This is a genomic window from Serratia sp. BW106 (genome assembly GCF_002607755.1).
GTDB classification, from domain to species: Bacteria; Pseudomonadota; Gammaproteobacteria; order Enterobacterales; family Enterobacteriaceae; genus Serratia; species Serratia proteamaculans.
On sequence record NZ_MCGS01000001.1, the window covers coordinates 1 to 24,003 of the forward strand.

The window sequence follows — 24,003 nt, forward strand, 5'->3', positions numbered from 1 at the left end:
AGATTCATGGGGCCAGTCTACCTATCACCGTACATATGCCGATATACAAGGCTTTTGAATCTTCGAAGCCGCTGCCCATAACTACCTCCGGTTGCAATTTATGCAGATTAACATCTTGCGCCTGACAATGCCCTTTTAAGACCCGGTCGGCGCGGGCGGAAAACGAAAAACCCCAGCAATCATTACGATTACTGGGGTTCGTAGACGGGGTTAAACGTCTGTACAACTTATATGGTGCCGGCTACCGGAGTCGAACTGGTGACCTACTGATTACAAGTCAGTTGCTCTACCTACTGAGCTAAGCCGGCTAAATTTGGCGGAAGGACAGAGATTCGAACTCTGGGAGCTGTTACACTCGACGGTTTTCAAGACCGTTGCCTTAAACCACTCGGCCATCCTTCCAATGGGCGCAGATATTAGCGCTACCGTTATGAAATGTCTATCGTTTCATGATAAAAAATGCAGGAAAAAGTGCGTTTGGTTAAACTTCATGCCACTAGCGGTTAAAAAATGAAAAACCCCGCTAAAGCGGGGCTGGATTGAACAGTAATACGGGGTTATTTAGGTTGTGAGTCGTAGTCTGAACAAGTCTGATAACCTTTGTTCATCACATGACCGGTGTCGCTATAGCTGACAAAATAGGTTTGAACTTTCCCGTCACGTGGCGCCACCGCATAGGTGTCGCAGGTACCCTGCGCATGAACCAGGGTAGCTGTGGTAGACGGTGGTCCGGCAATCGCCCGTACCTGCTGTTTGGTCATTCCCACTTTTACGTCACTGACCACGGGTTCCGCTACGTAACTGGCGGCCCTGTCATAAGCCGTACAACCGGCGAGAAGGGTGAAAGTCGCTGCAGTGCAAATGGCTAAAACCAGCTTATTCGTCATGGTTTGTCCTCTTAGAGTACGTTTATTGTCCTCTAAGTCTAGAAGAGAGAAGGCTTTTCTACAAATTTCACTTTGTCGATAGGTGCGGTTCGCGCCAATATCCTCACCAGTCCACGGTGGACAGGCCAACGTAATTCACATTTTATTTTGTTGCTGTTTTAACTGCGCCTCAAATGTCTGTTGTGACTGTTGTACGTATTGCTGCAACCCCTGACGATCGACAAACGCGTCCAGATCACCCGCTTGCAGTCGTAACATTTTATTTTCCAGATCGAAGCGCGTTCCCTTATTGGCAATAAAAATATCTGCTTGCTGCTGCGCGAGGCTGAGGAAACTGCCGCGGATATCCGCTACCAGGCTGGGATAGTTTTTGTTATTGATCAGGTAATAATCCGGCGTAGCCAGGCTGTCGGCATAAACCAGCCGGTAACTTCGCCCGCCCTGATGCAGAGTGGTCAGCCATGAGGTCGCTCCCGGTAAATGGCCCGGCGTCATCAATGCCGTTAATCTCAGACCTCCCAGGGTAACGCTGTCCCCCTCTCCGACGATAATATCGGCCTTCACCGGTGGGAAGCTCAACGCATCTCCCAGCGCGAAATCCTGTTTGCCCCCCAGTGCCAACTGCTTTGCATTGGCAGCGCTGGCGACCACTTTTGCTCCGCTCCAGGCCTTCATTCGCGCGATACCACCCGCCTGATCGAGACGCGCATGGCTATTAATGATATAGCGCAGATCCTTAATGTTGAAACCCAAAGCCTCAATGTGTGCTCTTATCGTCGGAGCGCTGGCATCCAACGCAGCATCGATCAGAATCAAACCTTCTGGCGTACTCAGCAACACCGACGAAAGGTTGCGGGTACCGACATAATAAACATGTGGAAACATCTGGAAGGGTGCCACCGGCTGCGCCCATTGCTCAAACAATGAATACGGTGGCGCACTGGACAAGGGTTGGGCTGGGTTAAGCTGCGCCTGAGCGCTGAAACACAAGGCAAGAGTCATGGCCGTCAGATAGCCAACATTCTTTTTCATGATCCACTTCTATCGGGGTAAATGGGGCTGAAGTATACTCAGACCAATATTGAAAGGTATTCAATTCAAAAGGCCATTAATGAATATCCTGCAAATGGACATGAACCTGCTGAAAGTGCTCTATCTGTTGACCTGTACCGGATCCAGTCAGAAAACGGCGGACAAGTTGGGCATCAGCACCTCAGCCGTCAGCCATGCGTTGGCTCGCCTGCGTGAAGTGCTGGATGAACCTTTATTTCGCCGCGAGGGACATCGCCAGGTACCTACACTTTTTGCCCTGTCACTTAAAGAAAAACTGGCGCCGCTGTTCTCTTCACTGGACGGCGAATTGTTCGGTCATGTGCAGGATGTGCCACGGAACTTCACCCTGGTTGCACCACCGGCGCTGCATCCAATTTTACTGCCACTGTTGGCGCAGAAAAGCACTCTCGTCAACGCGGATATCCGCTGCCAAAACTTTGAGCGACGCTCATGGCGCAATGAACTGTTGGAAGGCAGTATCGATATGGTGATCGCAGTCGGCGATCATCAACAGCGCACCAGCACACTGTGTTATGAACTCATTGGCAGCACCCGGCTGGTGGCGGTATTTGGGCCGCCTTTGCAGCCTGTGTTGCAGCACAAGAGTGGGCTGGCCTTCAGCGAATTGGCAGACTACGCACACTATTACTGTCATCCCTGGCCTCAGGCGGAAAATGAACTGGATCGCCAGGGGTTGCAGCGCAGGATCCAACTCAGCTGCGCTGACTATGCCCAGCTACCGCCGGTGCTGCGAGCAGCTCAGCTGATGGCGGTAGTTCCGCAGCCATGGTTCAGCGCGCAGCCGGATAAACAAGGGCTGTTCACCCTGCCTATTCTGGACAATCTGGCTATTGGTCATCTGTTTTCGCACTATAGACAGGGGGAATTGGAGTGGAAAAAACGGCTTATCTCCACGCTTCATACACAACTGCGGCCCTATTATCAGTAACGCCGGTCAGAAACCGAATTCGCTCAGTGCCGCAATCTCATCCGGACGACGGCCAAGCGGCCAGTGGAACCGACGATCCTGTTCGCGGATTGGCATATCGTTGATGCAGGCGTGTCGATTAATCATCTGACCGTCCGGATTAAACTCCCAATTCTCGTTGCCAAAACTACGGTACCAGTTGCCGGAGTCATCACGCCATTCGTAGGCAAAACGCACCGCGATACGCGCCCCATCAAACGCCCAGAGCTCCTTAATCAGCCGATACTCCAGCTCTTTTGCCCACTTACGCTGTAAGAACGCGCAGACGGCCTCACGGCCATCAACAAACTCCGCCCGGTTACGCCAGTGAGTATCCACAGAATAGACCTGTGAGACTCGTTCAGGATCGCGGCTGTTCCAGGCATCTTCCGCCAGACGGACTTTCTCGATGGCCGATTCACGGGTAAACGGCGGTAGCGGGGGTTTAATGCTCATAGCTCACCTCTGCGGGTTATAATCAAGTAGACAGGTTTGTCTACACGATTAAGCTAGCGCATGTAGACAGAGTTGTCTACAATCATTCAAGCCAATATTTCAGGAGATATTTCGATGCCTGCTACTCCCAGCGCTCTGCCGCCGCGTCAGCGTATCCTGCTGACTGCCCATGATTTGTTTTACCGCGATGGGGTACGCGCGACCGGTATCGATCGCATCATCAGCGAGTCAGGCGTGGCCAAGGTGACGTTTTATCGTCACTTCCCCAGTAAAAATGAACTGATTGAAGCGTTTCTGGCCTACCGTCACGATCAGTGGCTGAGCTGGTTCAGTCTGTCGCTGGAGCAGCATGTCGCGCGGTCAGGAGATGTGATGCTCGCGTTGGTGCCTTGTCTCGAAGAGTGGTTCAGCGATCCCCACTACCGTGGTTGCGCGTTTATCAATACAGCGGTGGAACTGGCGGACATGCTACCGGAAAGCCTAATCATAGCCCGCCGACATAAGGCGCAGATGGCAGAAGTGCTTGCCCGCTACCTGCCCGCCGGTCCTGAACAGGAACAACAGGCAGAGATGCTGGCGATGTTGATCGACGGAGCGATCGTCAAGGTGCAAATTGAGCAGCAGGCACAGAACGCACTACTGCTCCTGAACGAAATGCTGAACGCCTTGGCCACCGCCTGGAACCATCAGTAATTAGCCCAGATCCCCGGTGTGACCAGCTCCAGCAGATGATCATCGGGATCGCGGAAATAAATACTCTCTCCACCCTGTTCCCAACTCATGCGCCCTTCTATCGCTACGCCATGTGCCGTCAGGTGTTGTTCCCATTGCGGTAATTGTTCTTTCGCTACTGCCAGGCCAATATGCAGTGGCCCACTGCCGTCATGTGGAGGGATGTACCCTTCCGGGTAATGCGCGCCTTTCACCGAGTCGCCTTCAATGAACAACAGCAGCACGCTTTGTTGGCCCACGTCATAGGCGCGAAAACGCTCGTTGGCCACCATCGCTGAAAGCTTTAATACCTGCTGATAGAAAACCGCGGCACGCTCGATATCTTTGACGTACAGCACCGTTTCAACCACTCGATCTATCTTGAGTTCCATATTAGCCCCCTGACTTATCTATATGGCAGAAGTTTAGGTAAACCCCGGCACATCGAAATAGCAATCCGTGCCGCTAAAATTCCAATTTGTGCCAAACCGCAGGCAAAAAAAACGCGGCCCGAAGGCCGCGTGATCATATCCACACTCTGTTGCTTAGAACTGGTAAACCAGGCCCACGGCAACCACGTCGTCGGTGTTGATACCGGCAGATTTGGTGAAGTCGTTTTCGTCCATCAGGTTGATTTTGTAATCAACGTAGGTAGACATATTTTTGTTGAAGTAGTAAGTCGCGCCCACATCAACATACTTCATCAGATCCTGATCGCCGTAACCGCGATCGATGTCTTTGCCTTTAGACTGCAGGTAAGCCACGGATGGGCGCAGACCGAAGTCGAACTGGTACTGAGCAACAATTTCAACGTTCTGCGCTTTATTAGCGTAACCGTAAGTGCTGCTGTTGCTGCTACCGAAGCGGGTTGCGTTGTAAGACTGGGTATACATCGCTGCCAGGTAGACGTTATTGGCATCATATTTCAGACCGCCGCTGTAGGCCTCAGCCTTGTCACCACGGCCCAGAATGCCAGGGTTGTTATTGCCATTTTGATCGTTGGTGCGGTCGGAAGAGAAGTACGCCGCTGCAGCGCTGATGCCGTAGCCCAGATCGTAAGACGCGGACATACCATAACCGTCACCGTTCTGTGCCAACACGTCACGACCATTGTTGGATTCGGTAGCGCTGTCGTTTTTACCCTGGTATTGCAGAGCAAAGTTCAGACCGTCAACCAGACCAAAGAAGTCTGAGTTACGGTAAGTCAGCACGCCATTGGTACGCTGGAACATGAAGTTGTCCGCACCGTAGGTATCGCCACCGAACTCTGGCAGTACGTCGGTCCATGCGCCGATGTCGTACAGCACGCCGTAGTTACGGCCGTAATCCAATGAGCCGTAATCGCCGAATTTCAGACCGGCAAAGCCAACACGGGTGAAGTTATTGTTGTCTTCACTTTCTGCGCGGTTGAGGTTTGCCTGATATTCCCACTCACCATAACCGGTCAGTTGGTCGCTGATTTGTGTTTCGCCACGCAGGCCAAAACGCATATAAGACTGGTCGCCATCGGAGCCTTTATCGTCGGAGAAATAGTGAAGACCATCGATTTTACCGAACAAATCCAGTTTATTACCGTCTTTGTTGTAGATTTCCGCCGCGCCTGCAGTGCCTGCAACCAGCAGAGCGGGTACTATCAGTGAAAGTACTCGAAGTTTCATCGTTATTATCCTCGTTAATTATGTCGAACTATGGCCACTGCCCTTTTGAGCATTATTAGCACGACTGTGCATTACCATTCTGGTAACAAGGGTTATATTAATCCAGAAAGAAAATGATACCAAGTATCCGATAGTGTTTCATTGTGATTAATAAAGGTTTCCAAATGTAAATTTGCGCGAACTTCCACAAAACATTACAGACAAACAAAATAAGGCACACAATGCCAAAAAATACATTTATAGATATAAAATCAGTTAGTTATACAAAACTTTAAGAAAAAACAGACTGATATACAAAACTCACCACTGATAAGCACATTGTGCCAAAAACATCTCATATCTCTGACGTTATAATAATCCCGCTATCATCATTATTTTCATTATTACCTTCATTATCTGTAAGATAATTTTTGTACATTTCGACCGGCTTCTGGCCGGTTTTTTATTATTTTACATTTTCTTCACATTTCATCTTTATCCGCACTTTTTGCCAAAAAATAATCACCTATAGATATTATCCCCCTAATTAACTTTCGCACTAATCGCTAATTTATTAGCCTGATTTAGGCTATGAATTAATCGCATTAATTAGGAGAGCGTTTTATTGCTAAAACACCTTCAGCTTAAGTCGGCATTCGGTTTGGGGAAGCAACATTGGCTCATCCTGCCTATTTTGATAGCCTGTGCAAAATATCCCGAAGAGATGACCCATGCTATTTCAACCCGAAGCGTTATGGCGTCGGCTGCAAAGCTCCCCTTTCCGCGCCAGGTTCCGCCTGAACCCCAAAGACCAACTTTACTTTGATACCAAAGGGTTGCCGCTGATCCTCAGCCACGCACGAGATTTTATCGAGCAACGGCTGGCGGCCCCTTTCCCGAAAAATGACGGTAAGCAAACCCCGATGCGTGGCCATCCGGTATTTGTCGCTCAGCATGCCACCGCCACCTGTTGCCGGGGCTGTCTGGCCAAGTGGCATGACATTCCCCAGGGGCAAGCGCTGGATGAGCAACAAAAGCGGTACATTGTGCAAGTCATTGCCTTGTGGCTGGAGCGACGAGCAGGCGCAAAGGCCGATGACAGCGCGAATCCTTTCGACCCGGATCGCGGATTGTGATAAAAACACTCCATAACTTTCAGCCCGCATTTCCACAATAGATCCTTATGCCCACATGACATCCACCTTGTGTAATGAACAGCAAAAACCCGGCGTCCCGGCCCAGATTGCAACTCGGTTGGCTTTCTTTGTCGCCGGCTTTGGTATGGCCGCCTGGGCACCCTTGGTGCCGTTTGCCAAAGCACGTATCGGCATAGACGATGGCTCGCTGGGTCTGCTGCTGCTGTGCATTGGCGCAGGTTCGATGTTAGCGATGCCGTTAACCGGCTTCCTGACCGGCAGGTTGGGCTGTCGACCGGTGATCCTGCTCGCTGGCCTGGCGCTGTGTATTGATTTGCCCCTGCTGGTTCTGATGAACACCACCACCGGTATGGCGTTGGCCCTGCTGCTGTTTGGTGCAGCGATCGGCATGATCGACGTGGCAATGAATGTGCAGGCGGTGGTAGTCGAGCGCGCCAGCGGCAAGGCAATGATGTCCGGTTTCCATGGTTTCTTCAGCGTTGGCGGTATCGCCGGTGCCGGCGGCGTCAGCCTGATGCTGTGGCTGGGGCTGTCACCCTTGCTGGCAACCTGGGTCACCGTATTGACCATTGCCGCGCTGCTGATGCTGGCCAGTCGCAATTTATTGCGCGAAAGCGGCGGTGAAGAAGGCGGGCCGATGTTCGTGCTGCCTCGTGGCTGGGTGATGTTTATCGGTATCCTGTGCTTCATTATGTTCCTGGCGGAAGGCTCGATGCTCGACTGGAGCGCCCTGTTCCTCACCACCCTGCGTGGGGTTGACCATAGCCAGGCAGGATTAGGCTATGCGCTGTTCTCCATCACCATGACTATCGGCAGGTTGAACGGCGATTGGGTAGTGAACCGGCTGGGCAGATATAAGGTATTGCTGCTGGGTAGCCTGTGTGCGGCCATTGGCCTGAGCCTGGCCATTGTGTTCAACAACGCCATGGTTTCACTGATTGGGTTTATGCTGGTGGGCCTGGGGGCTTCCAACGTGGTGCCAATCCTGTTCAGTGCGGCGGGCAACCAACATGATATGCCGGCCAATCTGGCCATCGCCTCAGTGACCACCGTGGGCTATGCCGGCATTCTCGCCGGACCGGCACTGATCGGCTTTATCGCCCAGTTCTCCAGCCTGACGGCGGCCTTTGCCTGCGTTGCAGTATTACTCCTGGCAGTCACCGCCAGTGCCCGGGCCATAACCCGTTGATTCAGGAATGCGCAGTCAACTATGCAAAATAAACAACTGACCATCAGCTCAAGCAATATTACCCGCTGCTTCCTGTTATTTTCCGTACTGCTGACGATAGCCATCGGCTTGTATGGCTACAACTACACCAACGCCTGGCTGGCAGAAAAGAAATACGCGCTGAACAGCATCGCCAACGGCCTGCAAAAGCGTATCGACAACTACCGCTACATCACTTATCAGATCTACGACAAATTCGGTAATGCGCCGTCATTGAATGTCGATCCCAGCCTGCAGGAAACCCGGCTGCGCCCGGACGTTTATTACCTGGAGAAGCCGCATAAAAAGACCGACGCGGTTATTTTTGGCAGTCATGAAGAAAGCACTCTGGCGATGATCGCCAATATTTCAGACTATCTGGACACCCGTTGGGGGGCCAAGACTGAAAATTACGCCATGTATTACCTTAACGGGCAAGATAACAGCCTGAGTCTGATCACCACCCAGCCGCTGAAAGAACTGGCCTCACGCTTCAAGGAAAGCTATCTGACAACCTCGGCAGAGGATCGTCGGGCCGAAATGCTGCAACAGGCCAATATGCTCGACGAGCGTGAAAGTTTTTCCGCGTTGCGCAAACAACGCTTCCAGAACACCTATTCGTTTTCAATCCGCACCACTTTTAACCAGCCGGGTCATTTGGCCACGGTGATCGCCTTCGACCTGCCGATTAACGACATCATCCCCATTAATATGGCGCGCGCCAACTTCATGCTGTTGCCTGACGATAGCAGCATGGATGACGGAACCTTGCCGTTGGATACGGCGACCAGCACCGGCATAGCAATGAGTGGCAGTTGGGTGGAGTTCAGCGCTCCCCTGCCTAATTCGCCGCTGAAAGTGGTTTACCGCGTCTCCGCTATCAGCCTGGCGATCGACCTGCTGCGGAACAATATCTGGCTGATCGCCATCAATCTGTTGCTGTTGGCGCTGTCGTTGGTGGGTATTTACTTTATCCGTCGCCAATATATCCGCCCGAGCGAGAATATGGCGGTTGAACTTGAAGCCGAACGCGCACTGAATCAGGAAATCATCGCCAGCCTGCCTTCCGGCCTGCTGGTGTACAACTTCGCCAGCAATACGGTGATCGCCAGTAACAAGATCGCCCAACACCTGTTGCCACATTTAAGCCTGCAAAAAATCGCCCATATGGCCGAACAGCATCACGGCGTTATTCAGGCTACGGTCAACAATGAAGTGTATGAGATCCGCATTTTCCGCAGCCAACTGTCGCCGGAAACCTACCTGTTCCTGCTCAACGATCAGGACAAGGAAGTGATGGTGAACAAGCGGTTGCAGCAGGCGCAGCGCGAGTACGATAAAAATGTCCAGGCACGCAAACTGATGCTGCATAACCTGGGCATTGAGCTGAGCCAGCCGGTGCGCCAGATGCACGATCTGGCCGATCGCCTGCGTACGCAAGCGGATGAAGAACAGCAACAAGCGCTATTGAAGCAACTGACGGTACAATCGTCGACGGTGCTGGGGCTGATTGAAAACATCACCCTGCTCACCCGGCTGGAAACCCAGGACTGGCAGCCTTCGCGTCACCCCTTTAGCCCATCGGCCCTGATAGATGAATTACTGCAGGAAGCCCTGCCATCCATCAATCAAAAAGGTCTGTCGTTGTTCAATCATTTCCATCTTGATGTCGAACAGCAATATATCGGGGATGCCAATGCACTGCGCAAGGTGATCTCACTGCTGGTGCATTACGCCATTATCACTACCGCCTGCGGCAAGATTTCGCTGGTGATCGATCATGAGCCCGAGCATCCCGATCGCCTGGTGTTCCATATCAATGACACCGGGTCAGGCATTTCCAACGAAGAGATCAGCAACCTGAACTATCCGTTCCTTAGCCAGACGCTGGTGGATCGTTTTAATCACGGCTCCGGCCTCACCTTCTTTCTGTGTAATCAACTGTGCAAAAAGCTCAATGGCCAGTTGGATATCCGCAGCAAGATTGATATCGGCACCCGCTACACCATCCGCGTGCCGATGGAAATGGAGAAAAAAGAGACGGAAGCGCAGGAAAAGCTGCTCGACGGTGTGACCGCATTGTTGGACATCACTTCTGAAGAAGTGCGTGGCATCGTCACCCATCTGTTGCACGCCTACGGTGCAAGCTGCATCGTTGCCGACGAACGCCAGATTAATCGCGACTACGACGTATTGCTGACCGATAACCCGCAAAGAGCAGACGATTACACCCTGTTGCTGACCAGCGATGAAGCCGGATGGCAGCAGCTTGAAAAACGGTATATTCGGGTAAACTATAACCTGAGTGGTGCGATGATAGACGCCGTGCTGATGCTGATTGAGCAGCAAATGGCCGCGTTGGAACAGCAGGAAAGCGCGCTTTCACTGACCGCCGATGACATCCAACTCTATGAAAAACAATTGAAATCAAGTGATTACTATGGCCTATTTATTGATACAGTACCCGACGATGTCAAAAAACTGTATACTGAGGCGGGCAGCAGTGATTTCAATGCTCTGTCACAGACAGCACACCGCCTGAAAGGCGTGTTTGCCATGTTAAATCTGCTTCCCGGCAAGCAACTGTGTGAATCGTTAGAACAGCACATCGCAGACGGTGATGCGCTCAAGATCGAGAATAACATCAGTCAGATTGATTTTTTCGTCAGTAGACTGCTGCAGCAAGGTAGCCAACAACATGAATAACCTGAACGTAATTATTGCTGATGACCATCCTATCGTACTGTTTGGCATCCGGAAGTCACTTGAGCAAATTGAATGGGTGAATGTCGTTGGGGAGTTTGAAGACTCAACAGCACTGATCAACAATCTGTCCAAACTGGACGCGAACGTCCTGATCACCGACCTTTCGATGCCGGGTGATAAGTATGGCGACGGCATTACGCTGATCAAATACATCAAACGCCATTATCCGCAGTTGTCGATCATCGTTCTGACCATGAACAACAACCCGGCTATTCTTAGCGCCGTGCTGGATCTGGATATCGAAGGCATCGTGCTGAAACAGGGTGCGCCGACCGACCTGCCGAAAGCGCTGGCCGCATTGCAGAAAGGCAAGAAGTTCACGCCGGAAAGCGTCTCCAAACTGTTGGAGAGGATCAGCGCCAGCGGTTACGGTGATAAGCGTCTGTCACCGAAAGAGAGCGAAGTACTGCGCCTGTTCGCCGAAGGTTTCCTGGTGACCGAGATCGCCAAGAAGCTCAATCGCAGCATCAAAACCATCAGTAGCCAAAAGAAATCGGCGATGATGAAGTTGGGTGTTGAGAACGATATTGCGCTGCTCAACTACCTCTCCTCTGTCAGCATGGCACCGCTGGACAAAGACTAAAATCCCGGTAGTTAACAGAGGGCGCGGCATTTTGCTGCGCCCTTTTGCTTTCAGACGTCTTCTGACTCAGCCCGCGTACGGCGTACCTGCTGGCTGTAATACCCCAAAGTCTGCTCCAGCGTTTCCAGCGTCACCGGTTTCGACAGGCAGTTATCCATCCCCGCCTCAATACAGCGCTGCTTCTGCTCCGCCAGGGCATTCGCCGTCACGCCGATCACCGGAGCGGTAAAGTGCAACTGGCGCAAACGCTGGGTCAAAAGATAGCCATCCATGTTGGGCATGTTGACGTCGGTCAGCACGATATCGACAGTATTGCGATTCAGTACGTCGAGTGCATCTACTCCATCATTGGCGGTCACCACCTGATAGCCCAATGAGCCAAGCTGGTCGGACAGCAACCGGCGGTTAATCGGGTGGTCATCCACCACCAGCAAATGAATATCCCCGTTGTCTACCCTGCTGGCCTTGGCCGGTACCGGTAATTGCATCAGGCTATTGCCGCTTTCATCACGGGTACCAAACAAACGGTTGAGCAGCGCCAGGGTTTCACGTGGCGTTGAGGTACTGTGCATCCAATAGCCCGGCCGGGTTTCCTGCGACGGGCCAATATGCTCGGTAGTGAACTGGATCTGCGCCAGCAGTGGCGTATTGACCATCAGTGGGTGATCGCTGAGCATCACATCCCCTACGGCGGTATCCTGCCCCTGGTGACGCAGTACCGTAGCTCCATAACCACCAAGGATCTCCATCAGGTAACTTTCCAACCGCTGGTTGCGGATATCCAGCCACAGAGTTTTACCTTGCCAGGTATCGCTGGGCTGCGGGATCGGGAACTGGGCGTTAAACAGCGGAATGCGAATGGTGAACAGACTGCCTAATCCCGGCTCGGATTCAACGGCAATGTCGCCATCCATCATGTTGATCAGCTTTTCGCAAATCGCCAACCCCAGCCCGGTGCCCTGGAAATGGCGTTGCACACCACTGCCGACCTGGAAGAACGGGTCGAACAGGCGGGTGATTTCTTTCTCCGGAATGCCGACCCCGGTATCGCGAACGCTGAATTCCAGATAGCTACCACGCGTACAGACTTGCAGAATGATGCAGCCGGTATCGGTAAACTTAATCGCGTTGTTCAACAAGTTCGACAGTACCTGCTGCAAACGCACCGGATCGCCGGAAATGCGCTCCGGCACGTTCTGCTCGATAAAACAGTACAACCCCAACCGTTTCTTCACCACCAGCGGCAAATAGTTGCCGGCGATGTGGGTGATCACCTCCAGGCAGGAGAACTCACGCGGTTCAATCTTCAACTGCTCGGATTCAATTTTCGAGAAGTCCAGGATGTCGCTGATGATCTTCAACAACAGCCCGGACGAGTTGTTCATCGCATTGACCAGTCGATCAACGCCCTGCGGCAACGCCTTGGTCTGCAATAAATCGAGGTTGCCGATAATGCCGTACAGCGGCGTACGCAACTCGTGGCTGACGGTCGCCAGGAACATCGATTTGGATTGACTGGCCTGCTCTGCCGCCGCCGCCATCTCCTGTAGCGACTCTTCCATTTTCACACGTGCGCTAACGTCCACCAGCACGCAGATCGCCACATCCTCGTTGCGGTAACGGGAATGAACAAAGCTGATTTGCAGATTATTGTTATTACTGGTCATCACATCGACAAAATTCACCTGTTGTTCGCAGATGATGCGTGTAATGCGGTCACGGTCTTCGTGAGTCAGCAGGTTGATATAGTTGTGTGCCAGCTCATTACTCAGAATGTTGGTACCGTCACTGATGCGCAGAATACAAATGCCCACAGGTGCCGAGGCGACAATCTTACGGTTGAACTGCTCATGCTCCTCCAGCCGGAAAGCGTTGTCTTCCGCCGGCAGGAACATTTTTCGCTCAAACAGCCAGGCCAGGCTGAACAGCACAATGGCGGACAGCAGATTCAGCAGTACTGCATTGAGGATTAACATCCTGAAGCGTTCAACCACCGTCTGCACCGGCACGGCATAAACAATACTGAGCGATGACGGCGGCAGCGCCTTCTTCATGATCAGGTCGCGGTAGTTATCTACATAGCCAAAGTAAGCCGGATCGTCCGGATAGCTGCCGGGGGCCTGCGCATCGCGCTCGCCATCCACCAGCCGCAATATCGGTTGGTTATTCTCATCCAGCAGGGTTACACCGGTCGGCAAGCTGCCTGCGGTGACAAAGTCTTCCAGACGAATAGTCTGCTCAATACCCAGCAGCGCCTCAAGCTTGTTACCAATATAGATAGGCGTCAGCACATACAGATAACCGACATCCGGCCGCTGCTGGCTTGGGCTGATCCAGTACAGATTATTGTCTTTGTCCTGGTTCTTGGCATTACGGTATTTGAGGATGCGCTCATGCAGGGTTTTCAGCGCGTCGGCTCGGTTGGCCACACCGCTGCTGCTGCCACCAAACTCCGCCATGCATAAAGTGTCACCGTCGATGAAAAACACCCGGTTGAGATCGTAGGCCGCAACGAAATTCTCTTTCCAATACTGAATCAGTCCGCTCAGTGAATTGAGCGAGCTGCGATAAGTGGTATTAAGTGAACAGTTGGACTCTGAATACAGTGGTACAAACTCCAGTGGAGTGTTCTTGCCGGGGAAAATACCGCTGAACATGTCCAGGCTACTGACTGAGCCGTTGAGGCGGTTTTCCGCCATATATTTGATATCACGCATTATATCGGCAGAATGGCGGATATAGCCCTGCGCCTGATCGAAATTCAGATTGTAGTCCTGTCGAATGTCAGACTCTTTCTGGTGCAGGATATTCAGGATATAGAAGGTGGTGAGCAACGCCCCCAACGACCACAGCATTATCGCCAGCACCCGGAACAAATAGCGGGATATCTTTAACGTGGTGCGAAAAGAAGCTAAATATTTCAATCGGATACCATACAAAAGTGAGTGGCGACCAGCGCGTTCATATCAGAGCCGGGATCTCTGACTTGGGTCCGGCAATTAAACCATATAACTGAAAAAGGGCCTAGCATCGCTGCCAGGCCCTTTTAACCTCAGTGCGACAGGGGCGGCAAGCCAGCCCCTACCACTTAGGCGTTGTCATCTTCCACGTCATCTGACGCTTCAGAATCATCATCGCCTTCATCCAGCGGTGCAGCGTCTTCTTCTGCAACTTCCGCACCCGGTTCGAGGCTGTCCAGCTCTTCATCTTCCACCGGTTCGGCAACGCGCTGCAGACCGACGACGTTCTCGTCTTCCGCAGTACGGATCAGCGTAACACCCTGGGTATTACGCCCGACCACGCTGACTTCCGATACGCGGGTACGCACCAGCGTACCGGCATCGGTGATCATCATGATCTGATCGGTGGTATCCACCTGAACCGCACCCACTACCTGACCATTACGCTCGCTCACCTTAATGGAGATAACCCCTTGGGTGGCGCGTGACTTGGTCGGATACTCGGTAACCGCAGTACGTTTACCGTAGCCGTTCTGGGTGACGGTCAGAATATCGCCCTCACCACGTGGCACAATCAGGGAAATAACGCTGTCGCCTTCACCCAGATTGATACCGCGCACGCCGGTAGCAGTACGGCCCATTGAACGCACCTGCGTTTCCGGGAAGCGCACCACTTTACCGTTGGCGGAGAACAGCATGACTTCGTTGCTGCCGTCGGTCAGGTCAACACCAATCAGCTCGTCACCCTCATTGAGGTTAACGGCGATGATGCCGGCGCTGCGTGGGCGGCTGAAATCGGTCAACGCGGTTTTCTTCACGGTGCCGCTGGCGGTAGCCATAAACACGTGACGCCCTTCTTCATACTCACGCACTGGCAGAATGGCGGTGATACGCTCATTGGCTTCCAGCGGCAACAAGTTGACGATTGGACGACCACGCGCGCCACGGCTGGCTTCAGGCAGTTGGTACACCTTCATCCAGTACAGGCGACCACGGCTGGAGAAGCACAGGATCGTATCGTGGGTGTTAGCCACCAACAGACGATCGATAAAGTCTTCTTCTTTAATACGTGCCGCTGACTTGCCTTTACCACCGCGGCGTTGCGCTTCATAGTCAGTCAGAGGCTGATACTTCACATAGCCCTGGTGCGACAGCGTAACGACCACGTCTTCCTGGTTGATCAGGTCTTCGATATTAATATCTGAAGTATTGGCGGTGATCTCGGTGCGGCGGCCGTCGTTGTACAGCTCTTTGACTGCCACCAGCTCTTCGCGGATCACTTCCATCAGACGGTCTGGGTTTTCCAGAATAAAGATCAGCTCGGCAATCGCCGTCAGCAGCTCTTTATATTCGTCCAGCAGCTTTTCATGCTCCAGGCCGGTCAGTTTCTGCAGACGCAGATCCAGAATCGCCTGAGCTTGCTGCTCGGTCAGATGGTATTTACCGTCACGGATGCCGAACTCCGGTTCCAGCCACTCAGGACGAGCGGCGTTGTCACCGGCTCGCTCCAGCATTGCAGCCACATTACCCAGCTCCCACGCCTGAGCCACCAGCGAGATTTTGGCTTCCGCAGGGGTTGACGCACGACGGATCATTTCGATGATCGGATCGATGTTAGCCAGGGCGATAGCCAACGCTTCCAGGATATGGGCACGATCGCGGGCTTTACGCAGTTCGAAGATGGTACGACGAGTCACCACTTCGCGGCGGTGGCGGACAAACGCCTTCAGAATGTCTTTCAGGTTCAGCAGTTTTGGCTGACCCTGATGCAATGCCACCATGTTGATACCGAAGGTGACCTGCAGTTGCGTCAGCGAGTACAGATTGTTCAGTACCACTTCACCGACCGCGTCGCGCTTGATTTCAACCACGATACGCATGCCGTCTTTGTCGGACTCATCACGCAGCGCGCTGATACCTTCCACGCGTTTTTCTTTGACCAGTTCGGCGATCTTCTCAATCAGACGCGCCTTGTTCACCTGATACGGGATCTCGTGAACAATGATGGTCTCGCGACCGGTTTTGGCATCGGCTTCTACTTCGGCGCGTGCGCGCAAATAGATTTTGCCGCGCCCGGTGCGGTAGGCTTCTTCGATGCCGCGGCGGCCGTTGATGATCGCCGCAGTCGGGAAGTCCGGCCCCGGGATGTGCTCCATCAGGCCTTCGATGCTGATGTTTTCATCATCGATATAAGCCAGGCAGCCGTTGACAACCTCTGACAGGTTATGCGGCGGAATGTTGGTGGCCATGCCCACGGCGATGCCCGACGAGCCGTTAACCAGCAGGTTCGGGATCTTGGTTGGCATGACGGCTGGGATCTGCTCGGTGCCATCATAGTTAGGCACAAAGTCGACGGTTTCTTTTTCCAGATCCGCCAGCAGTTCGTGAGCAATTTTGGACATGCGCACTTCGGTATAACGCATCGCCGCGGCGGAGTCGCCATCGACAGAACCGAAGTTACCCTGACCGTCCACCAGCATATAGCGCAGCGAAAACGGTTGAGCCATACGCACGATGGTGTCGTAAACCGCGCTGTCACCGTGTGGGTGATATTTACCGATTACGTCCCCGACGACACGGGCCGATTTTTTGTATGGTTTATTCCAGTCGTTACCCAATACACTCATCGCGAACAAAACGCGACGGTGCACCGGCTTCAGTCCATCACGAACATCTGGCAGCGCACGTCCGACAATTACGGACATCGCGTAGTCCAGATACGAGTTTTTCAACTCGTCTTCGATGTTTACCGGTGTGATTTCTCTGGCAAGGTCGCTCATGGAGCTGCTATCCCTCTACTAATGATTCATCTGCCCGCTGCCATAGTGGCAAAGGTGTAAAACTATATCACAAAGCACGCTTTACGGGAAAATAACCGCCGCTGTTTAACTTAAATTATGCATATATGTGCAGTAAAAATGCATCGACGCAGACGGTGCTGCGCCGGAACATGTATAATCCGCGCAACGAGAACCAGGAGCCAAATACGCCCATGAATGCAGAATCATCCAGCCAAGCGCAAAACGTAGACCATCATGAAATCGCCAAGTTCGAGGCCGTGGCCTCACGCTGGTGGGATTTGGAAGGTGAATTCAAGCCGCTGCACCGTATCAACCCGCTGCGTCTGAACTACATCCTGCAGCGCGCCGGCGGCATTTTTGACAAAACCGTCCTCGACGTGGGCTGCGGCGGCGGCATTTTGGCGGAAAGCATGGCGCGAGAAGGCGCACAGGTCACCGGGCTGGACATGGGCGCCGAGCCGCTGCAGGTTGCCCGGCTGCACGCACTGGAAAGCGGCGTGAATGTAAACTACATACAGGAAACGGTGGAGAGCCATGCGCAGGCCAACCCACAACGCTATGACGTAGTGACCTGCATGGAAATGCTGGAGCACGTTCCCGATCCGGCTTCGGTGGTACGCGCCTGCGCTCACCTGGTCAAACCGGGTGGCCACGTGTTTTTCTCCACCATTAACCGCAACACCAAAGCCTGGCTGATGGCGGTGGTCGGTGCGGAATATATTCTGAAGATGGTGCCACAGGGCACCCATGACCATAAGAAGTTCATCCGCCCTTCTGAGTTGATCGGCTGGGTTGACGGCACGCCGTTGCGCGAAAAGCATATGATTGGCCTGCATTACAACCCAATCACCGACCATTTCAAGCTTGGCCGCAACGTTGATGTGAACTATATGGTACATACTCAGCACGAAGGCTGAGCCTTCCAAAGCGCGCCGGGACTGGCTTGTCTGTTCCGGTGCGCCGATAACATTAAGATAAATACCTGATTTTTCCGCTTTCGATCAAAATCACCGTTGTAAACAGTTTTTAAGAATATTAAATCAGATCAATATGCCGTTTTTTTCTAACGTTTAATAAAGCGGCAAACGATCACGTTTTTCTGATTCTAAGGAAATTCTTATCCCGCTTATTGACAAGCTTGTCGCGCCAGTCACAGCGCGCACTGCGAAAGACAAGTCACATTTCACCCCCAAGTTATCCACAAATTAGGTCACTTTTGTTCACTTGCAAACGCCCTGTTTTCTCACTATCTTGTTACCTCACCGACATACAACCCCTATATATAGTGTTTACATACTGAGCAGAGCTACTACACTTCTGCTTAGGGGCACCATACGGACAGGTAAAACACCACATGAACCAAAGTCTGCTTGTAACTAAACGCGATGGCCGTAAAGAGCGCATCAACCTCGACAAAATCCACCGTGTCATCGACTGGGCCGCGGAAGGGTTAAACAACGTCTCGGTTTCTCAAGTAGAGTTGCGTTCCCATATTCAGTTTTATGACGGCATCAAAACTGCTGATATTCATGAAACCATTATCAAAGCGGCAGCCGACCTGATCTCGCGCGATGCGCCGGACTATCAGTATCTGGCAGCACGCCTGGCCATCTTCCATCTGCGTAAAAAAGCTTACGACCAATTCGAGCCACCGAAGCTGCTCGCTCACGTAACGCGCATGGTAGAAATGGGCAAGTACGATAAGCATCTGCTGGAAGACTACAGCACTGAAGAGTTCGAGCAGATGGACTCCTTTATCGATCACTGGCGTGATATGAACTTCTCCTACGCAGCCGTTAAGCAGCTGGAAGGGAAGTATCTGGTGCAGAACCGCGTTAGCGGCGAGATCTACGAGAGCGCACAGTTCCTGTATATCCTGGTGGCCGCGTGCCTGTTCTCCAACTATCCGCGTGATACCCGTCTGGACTACGTTAAACGTTTCTACGACGCGATCTCCACCTTCAAGATTTCACTGCCTACGCCAATCATGTCCGGCGTGCGCACCCCAACCCGCCAGTTCAGCTCTTGCGTGCTGATCGAGTGCGGCGACAGCCTGGATTCCATCAACGCCACTTCCAGCGCCATTGTGAAATACGTTTCGCAACGCGCCGGTATCGGTATCAATGCCGGTCGTATTCGTGCGCTGGGCAGCCCAATCCGCGGTGGTGAAGCCTTCCATACCGGCTGTATCCCGTTCTACAAACATTTCCAGACCGCGGTGAAGTCCTGTTCTCAGGGCGGCGTGCGTGGTGGTGCAGCTACGCTGTTCTACCCGATGTGGCATCTGGAAGTTGAAAGCCTGTTGGTGCTGAAGAACAACCGTGGCGTTGAAGGCAACCGCGTGCGCCACATGGATTACGGCGTGCAGTTGAACCGCCTGATGTACCAGCGCCTGATCAAGGGCCAGGACATCACCCTGTTCAGCCCGTCTGACGTGCCGGGGCTGTATGACGCGTTCTTCGCCAATCAGGACGAATTCGAACGTCTGTACACCCAGTACGAACAAGACAGCAGCATCCGCCAGAAACGAGTGAAAGCGGTTGAACTGTTCTCGCTGATGATGCAGGAACGTGCCTCTACCGGCCGCATCTACATCCAGAACGTTGACCACTGCAACACCCACAGCCCGTTTGATCCGCAGATCGCGCCGGTACGCCAGTCCAACCTGTGCCTGGAAATCGCCCTGCCGACCAAGCCGCTGGATGACGTCAACGACGAAAACGGCGAAATTGCCCTGTGTACGCTGTCCGCCTTTAACCTGGGTGCTATCGAAAGCCTGGACGATCTGGAAGAGCTGGCTACCCTGGCAGTACGTGCTCTGGATGCCCTGCTGGACTACCAGGACTACCCAATCAAAGCCGCTCACCGTGGTGCTATGGGTCGTCGCACCCTGGGTATCGGCGTGATCAACTACGCTTACTACCTGGCGAAGAACGGCGTACGCTACTCCGACGGCAGCGCTAACGCCCTGACCCACAAGACTTTCGAAGCCATCCAGTACTACCTGCTGAAGGCCTCGAACCGTCTGGCTCAGGAACAAGGCGCCTGCCCGTGGTTCAATGAAACCACGTATTCACAGGGCATCCTGCCGATCGACACCTACAAGAAAGATCTGGATGTCATCTGCCAGGAGCCACTGCACTACGACTGGGAAAGCCTGCGTAAAGAGATCAAGGAAACCGGTCTGCGCAACTCTACCCTGTCGGCGCTGATGCCTTCGGAAACCTCTTCGCAGATTTCCAACGCCACTAACGGCATTGAGCCGCCACGCGGTCACATCAGTATCAAAGCGTCTAAAGACGGTATTCTGCGCCAGGTGGTACCAGAATATGAGCGTCTGAAAAACGACTACGAACTGCTGTGGGAAATGCCGAACAACGACGGCTATCTGCAGTTGGTTGGTCTGATGCAGAAGTTTATCGACCAGTCGATCTCGGCCAACACCAACTATGACCCAACGCGTTTCCCGGGTGGCAAGGTGCCAATGAAGCAGCTGTTGAAAGACCTGCTCACCACCTACAAGTTTGGTGTCAAGACGCTGTACTATCAGAACACCCGCGACGGTGCCGATGATATTCAGGAAGATTTGCTGCCGGCAAAAGGTGGCGATGATGACTGCGAAAGCGGTGCCTGCAAGATCTAAAGTTTGACACAGCGGGCCGGAACTCTTCCGGCCCCTTCATTTAGCCACGTTACGATGGATTCAGGCTTATGGCTTACACCACATTTTCTCAGAACAAAAACAACCAGTTGCTGGAGCCGATGTTTTTCGGTCAGTCGGTTAACGTTGCGCGTTTCGATCAGCAAAAACATGAAATTTTCGAAAAACTGATTGAGAAGCAACTGTCCTTCTTCTGGCGTCCGGAAGAAGTGGACGTTTCCCGCGACCGTATCGACTATCAGGCGCTGCCGGAACATGAAAAACACATTTTCATCAGCAACCTGAAATATCAGACGCTGCTGGATTCGATCCAGGGCCGTAGCCCGAACGTCGCCCTGCTGCCGCTGATCTCGATCCCTGAGCTGGAAACCTGGATAGAAACCTGGTCCTTCTCCGAGACGATTCACTCACGTTCCTACACCCACATCATCCGTAACATCGTCAACGATCCGGCGGTGGTGTTTGACGACATCGTCACCAACGAAGAGATCCTCAAGCGCGCGAAAGACATCTCCGGCTACTACGACGATCTGATCGAGATGACGGGTTACTATCATCTGCTGGGTGAAGGCACGCATCAGGTCAACGGTAAAACCGTGACCGTTACCCTGCGCGCATTGAAGAAACAACTCTATCTGTGCCTGATGAGCGTTAACGCACTGGAAGCCATCCGCTTCTACGTCAGCTTCGCCTGTTCGTTTGCCTTCGCGGAACGTGAATTGATGGAAGGCAATGCCAAAATCATCAAGCTGATCGCCCGTGACGAAGCGCTGCACCTGACCGGTACCCAGCATATGCTGAACCTGATGCGCTCCGGCGCAGATGACCCGGAGATGGCGGAAATTGCCGTTGAGTGTCAGCAGCAATGTTATGACCTGTTCGTGCTGGCGGCCGAGCAGGAAAAAGAGTGGGCGGAATACCTGTTCCGTGACGGCTCGATGATCGGCCTGAACAAAGACATCCTGTGCCAGTATGTGGAATACATCACCAACATCCGCATGCAGGCGGTCGGCCTTGGCCTGCCGTTCGCAACCCGCTCTAACCCGATCCCATGGATCAACGCCTGGTTAGTGTCTGATAACGTGCAGGTTGCCCCGCAGGAAGTGGAAGTCAGCTCCTACCTGGTCGGCCAGATCGACTCGGAAGTGCATGCCGACGACCTGAGCGACTTCGAACTCTAAGCGATGGCATTATCAATCGTGACGCTGCGTGCCACAGGTACGCAGCTATCCTGCCCAAAAAGTGAAGGCTGCCTGCTCGACGTGCTGGAATTGCACGACGTTGAAGTGGAATACCAGTGCCGTTCCGGCTATTGCGGCGCCTGCCGCCTGAAGCTGGTAAAAGGCGAAGTGGTTTATCACCAGCAGCCGCTGGCGTTTATCAACGACGGTGAGATCCTGCCTTGTTGCTGTATGCCACTGACCGATATCGAACTGGAACTCTAAAAAGTTGGGTGCCGGAAACCGCGCCTGGAGACCAGAAGGCGGGGTTTCCCCCGCCCTATGATTACCGCTTCACATACAGGTTAACGTCATCAGGATAGTGATATCTTTCTGGTAGATTTCCAATCCGCAAAAGCGATCTTTAATCATCCAGATAAATACCAAAACCGTAATACATACAACAATTAACGCGTATAGCGCATGCTTTTTATACATGGCTTGCCTCCTTGCTGTGAAGGGGCTACCATAACGGTGTCTAGGCGTTAGGGCAGCCCCATTCTGATTGAGAGTCAGTTTGGGGCTTTCATCTATCCGCCTTGCCACACAATGCCCAAGACGAATAGTCTCAAGCACCCGCAGTAATTGTAACAGCCTGTCCTCAACGCGATAACCCCTTATAATATTATGATTAATAAGGGATATATCACTACCATCAAGCATTCACTACTCGATAATCTCGACGATCTCCAACCAGCCGTTTTTCCCACATACTGGCCCACCGTTTAGCCAGCGCCGCAACATGTCCAGCGCTAACATTGCCACCGACTCCTGCCGCAGACGCAAACCATGACGCGATGCCTGGTAACGCACTGTCTGCCCGATACCGCCTTTTGGCGTATGCAACACCACGCTCACCTGATCACCGCTCATGGCACTGACCGCCAGCGCCAGCTGTGCCCCGGTCAGTTCTGCCAGCGAACGAGCGCGGGCCAACGTGGTTTCCAGCGTTTCCACACAGTGCGCCGGCAGCAGCTCACCACCGGCCAGCGGCGCGCCCTCGCTCTGTAACTGCAGATTGATCAAGCCGGCGCTAAACTGTTCGCTCAGTGCCAACTTCAACCCCTGCTGATTCAAGCGTTGCGTCAATACTGCCGGCAGGCCAACAGTTCCCTCAAACAGAGTGTTATCCCCCGCCACCTGACGCACCCGTTCCCATGCCTGCTCCATCGCTGCTCGCTGGGTCACCGGGCCGGTTAACTTCAGTTCAATGATCGGGCTGGAAGAGCGGTAGCCCATTACCACGTCTGCCGGCAGCGGCATGCCATCCAGCGCGGCGGCCAGATCGCTCTCCGAGGTGCCAAAGGTGGTTAAACGCAGGCACAGCGGGGGTGCCGGTAAGGTAAAGCGCTCACGCAGACGCGGTACGATTTGCTGCTCGACCATCACTTTGAATTCAGAAGGCACACCAGGGGTGAAAAACATCGTGCATCGGTTCAGCTTCAAGGCGAAGCCACAGGCGGTACCGACCGGGTTATCGAGCATCTCGGCGTTAGCCGGGATCAGCGCCTGTTTACGGTTTGAAGCCGCCATCGGCCGCCCACGCTCGGCAAAATAAGCCTCAATACGCGCCATCCATTCAGCATGTTCAACCAGCTCAACGCCACAAGCGGTGGCCGCCGCCAGCGCGCTGAGATCGTCACTGGTCGGCCCCAGGCCCCCGTTAACGATCAGCACATCGGCGATGTGACTGCGCTCCTGTAATGTTTCGATCAAAGAGGAGAGACTGTCCCCCACCGTTTCGCGCCCGCTCATCGGCATACCCTGCTGGAACAGATAGTCTGCCAGCCAAGCGGCGTTGGTATCTATAATTTGCCCATGCAGCACCTCATCACCGGTGCTGAGCATCTCCACCCTTAACATTGATCTCTCCCACATTTTCTGATCATTCCACTATAGAAGCCCGTAAATAAGTTTTCACTAAGCATCAGCGGATA

Annotated in this window: 19 protein-coding genes and 2 tRNA genes; 10 read left to right on the forward strand and 11 right to left on the reverse strand. The window is 53.1% G+C overall.

Going from position 1 to position 24,003, the window contains the following annotated elements; all coding sequences use genetic code 11:
• Window positions 1-232: 232 nt before the first annotated feature.
• The 4 genes from BEI65_RS00005 to blaSPR form a co-directional block, all read right to left on the reverse strand.
• Window positions 233-308, reverse strand: a tRNA-Thr gene (locus tag BEI65_RS00005).
• Between the two features lie 6 nt (window positions 309-314).
• Window positions 315-402 (reverse strand) — tRNA-Ser (locus BEI65_RS00010).
• A 155-nt stretch (window positions 403-557) separates the two neighbouring features.
• Window positions 558-887: an osmotically-inducible lipoprotein OsmE gene (gene osmE / locus BEI65_RS00015; protein ID WP_085117690.1), complete on the reverse strand. Its 330-nt coding sequence runs from the start codon at window positions 885-887 to the stop codon at window positions 558-560.
• A gap of 135 nt (window positions 888-1,022) precedes the next feature.
• Window positions 1,023-1,919, reverse strand: coding sequence for an SPR family subclass B3 metallo-beta-lactamase (gene blaSPR, locus BEI65_RS00020; protein ID WP_099061566.1), 897 nt, complete (start codon window positions 1,917-1,919; stop codon window positions 1,023-1,025).
• Window positions 1,920-1,998: 79 nt separating this feature from the next.
• Between blaSPR and BEI65_RS00025 the strand changes: the two genes are divergently transcribed.
• Window positions 1,999-2,889 (forward strand): LysR family transcriptional regulator, encoded by an 891-nt coding sequence (locus BEI65_RS00025; protein WP_099061567.1) that lies wholly within the window; start codon window positions 1,999-2,001, stop codon window positions 2,887-2,889.
• 6 nt (window positions 2,890-2,895) lie between these two features.
• On the opposite strand, the gene BEI65_RS00030 is transcribed toward BEI65_RS00025, so the two are convergent.
• On the reverse strand, window positions 2,896-3,363 hold the full coding sequence (locus BEI65_RS00030; protein ID WP_099061568.1) for a nuclear transport factor 2 family protein: 468 nt from the start codon (window positions 3,361-3,363) through the stop codon (window positions 2,896-2,898).
• A gap of 114 nt (window positions 3,364-3,477) precedes the next feature.
• On the opposite strand from BEI65_RS00030, the gene BEI65_RS00035 reads away from it, so the two are divergent.
• Entirely contained in the window at window positions 3,478-4,056 is a 579-nt protein-coding gene (locus tag BEI65_RS00035) for a TetR/AcrR family transcriptional regulator (protein ID WP_099061569.1), read from the forward strand.
• Here BEI65_RS00035 and BEI65_RS00040 read toward each other — a convergent pair.
• Both BEI65_RS00040 and BEI65_RS00045 read right to left on the reverse strand, forming a co-directional pair.
• Complete coding sequence (locus tag BEI65_RS00040; RefSeq protein WP_099061570.1) at window positions 4,050-4,466, reverse strand: VOC family protein; 417 nt, start codon at window positions 4,464-4,466, stop codon at window positions 4,050-4,052. The two genes, BEI65_RS00035 and BEI65_RS00040, sit on opposite strands and share 7 nt — an antisense overlap.
• A 153-nt stretch (window positions 4,467-4,619) precedes the next feature.
• Window positions 4,620-5,732, reverse strand: a complete 1,113-nt coding sequence (locus tag BEI65_RS00045) for a porin OmpC (RefSeq protein WP_099061571.1) — start codon at window positions 5,730-5,732, stop codon at window positions 4,620-4,622.
• A 710-nt stretch (window positions 5,733-6,442) separates the two neighbouring features.
• On the opposite strand from BEI65_RS00045, the gene BEI65_RS00050 reads away from it, so the two are divergent.
• The 4 genes from BEI65_RS00050 to rcsB are packed head-to-tail and all read left to right on the forward strand — an operon-like array spanning window position 6,443 to window position 11,424.
• Window positions 6,443-6,847, forward strand: a complete 405-nt coding sequence (locus BEI65_RS00050; protein ID WP_099061572.1) for a DUF4186 domain-containing protein — start codon at window positions 6,443-6,445, stop codon at window positions 6,845-6,847.
• Window positions 6,848-6,902: 55 nt separating this feature from the next.
• Window positions 6,903-8,057 carry an MFS transporter gene (locus tag BEI65_RS00055; RefSeq protein WP_099061573.1) on the forward strand — a complete coding sequence of 385 codons (1,155 nt, stop codon included), beginning with the start codon at window positions 6,903-6,905 and terminating at the stop codon, window positions 8,055-8,057.
• 21 nt (window positions 8,058-8,078) lie between these two features.
• Window positions 8,079-10,781: a phosphotransferase RcsD gene (gene rcsD, locus BEI65_RS00060; RefSeq protein ID WP_099061574.1), complete on the forward strand. Its 2,703-nt coding sequence runs from the start codon at window positions 8,079-8,081 to the stop codon at window positions 10,779-10,781.
• On the forward strand, window positions 10,774-11,424 hold the full coding sequence (gene rcsB / locus BEI65_RS00065; RefSeq protein ID WP_037420903.1) for a response regulator transcription factor RcsB: 651 nt from the start codon (window positions 10,774-10,776) through the stop codon (window positions 11,422-11,424). The genes rcsD and rcsB overlap by 8 nt, the downstream gene beginning before the upstream one ends.
• A 50-nt stretch (window positions 11,425-11,474) precedes the next feature.
• On the opposite strand, the gene rcsC is transcribed toward rcsB, so the two are convergent.
• Window positions 11,475-14,348, reverse strand: coding sequence for a two-component system sensor histidine kinase RcsC (gene rcsC / locus BEI65_RS00070; RefSeq protein ID WP_099061575.1), 2,874 nt, complete (start codon window positions 14,346-14,348; stop codon window positions 11,475-11,477).
• Window positions 14,349-14,512: 164 nt separating this feature from the next.
• Window positions 14,513-17,164 (reverse strand): DNA topoisomerase (ATP-hydrolyzing) subunit A, encoded by a 2,652-nt coding sequence (gyrA, locus tag BEI65_RS00075; protein WP_099061576.1) that lies wholly within the window; start codon window positions 17,162-17,164, stop codon window positions 14,513-14,515.
• A 212-nt stretch (window positions 17,165-17,376) separates the two neighbouring features.
• Here gyrA and ubiG point away from each other — a divergent pair, with 212 nt between their 5' ends.
• From ubiG to yfaE, 4 genes are all read left to right on the forward strand, one after another.
• Window positions 17,377-18,102 (forward strand): bifunctional 2-polyprenyl-6-hydroxyphenol methylase/3-demethylubiquinol 3-O-methyltransferase UbiG, encoded by a 726-nt coding sequence (gene ubiG, locus BEI65_RS00080; protein WP_099061577.1) that lies wholly within the window; start codon window positions 17,377-17,379, stop codon window positions 18,100-18,102.
• A gap of 437 nt (window positions 18,103-18,539) precedes the next feature.
• Complete coding sequence (gene nrdA / locus BEI65_RS00085) at window positions 18,540-20,828, forward strand: class 1a ribonucleoside-diphosphate reductase subunit alpha (protein ID WP_099061578.1); 2,289 nt, start codon at window positions 18,540-18,542, stop codon at window positions 20,826-20,828.
• A gap of 68 nt (window positions 20,829-20,896) precedes the next feature.
• Complete coding sequence (gene nrdB / locus BEI65_RS00090; protein ID WP_099061579.1) at window positions 20,897-22,027, forward strand: class Ia ribonucleoside-diphosphate reductase subunit beta; 1,131 nt, start codon at window positions 20,897-20,899, stop codon at window positions 22,025-22,027.
• Window positions 22,028-22,030: 3 nt separating this feature from the next.
• Window positions 22,031-22,291 (forward strand): class I ribonucleotide reductase maintenance protein YfaE, encoded by a 261-nt coding sequence (gene yfaE, locus BEI65_RS00095; RefSeq protein ID WP_099061580.1) that lies wholly within the window; start codon window positions 22,031-22,033, stop codon window positions 22,289-22,291.
• 69 nt (window positions 22,292-22,360) lie between these two features.
• Here yfaE and BEI65_RS27370 read toward each other — a convergent pair whose 3' ends face one another.
• Both BEI65_RS27370 and BEI65_RS00105 read right to left on the reverse strand, forming a co-directional pair.
• A complete protein-coding gene (locus BEI65_RS27370; RefSeq protein WP_369804715.1) occupies window positions 22,361-22,729 on the reverse strand; it encodes a Hok/Gef family protein in 369 nt (122 codons plus the stop codon).
• A 3-nt stretch (window positions 22,730-22,732) separates the two neighbouring features.
• On the reverse strand, window positions 22,733-23,929 hold the full coding sequence (locus BEI65_RS00105) for a nicotinamide mononucleotide deamidase-related protein YfaY (protein WP_099061582.1): 1,197 nt from the start codon (window positions 23,927-23,929) through the stop codon (window positions 22,733-22,735).
• Window positions 23,930-24,003: the final 74 nt, after the last annotated feature.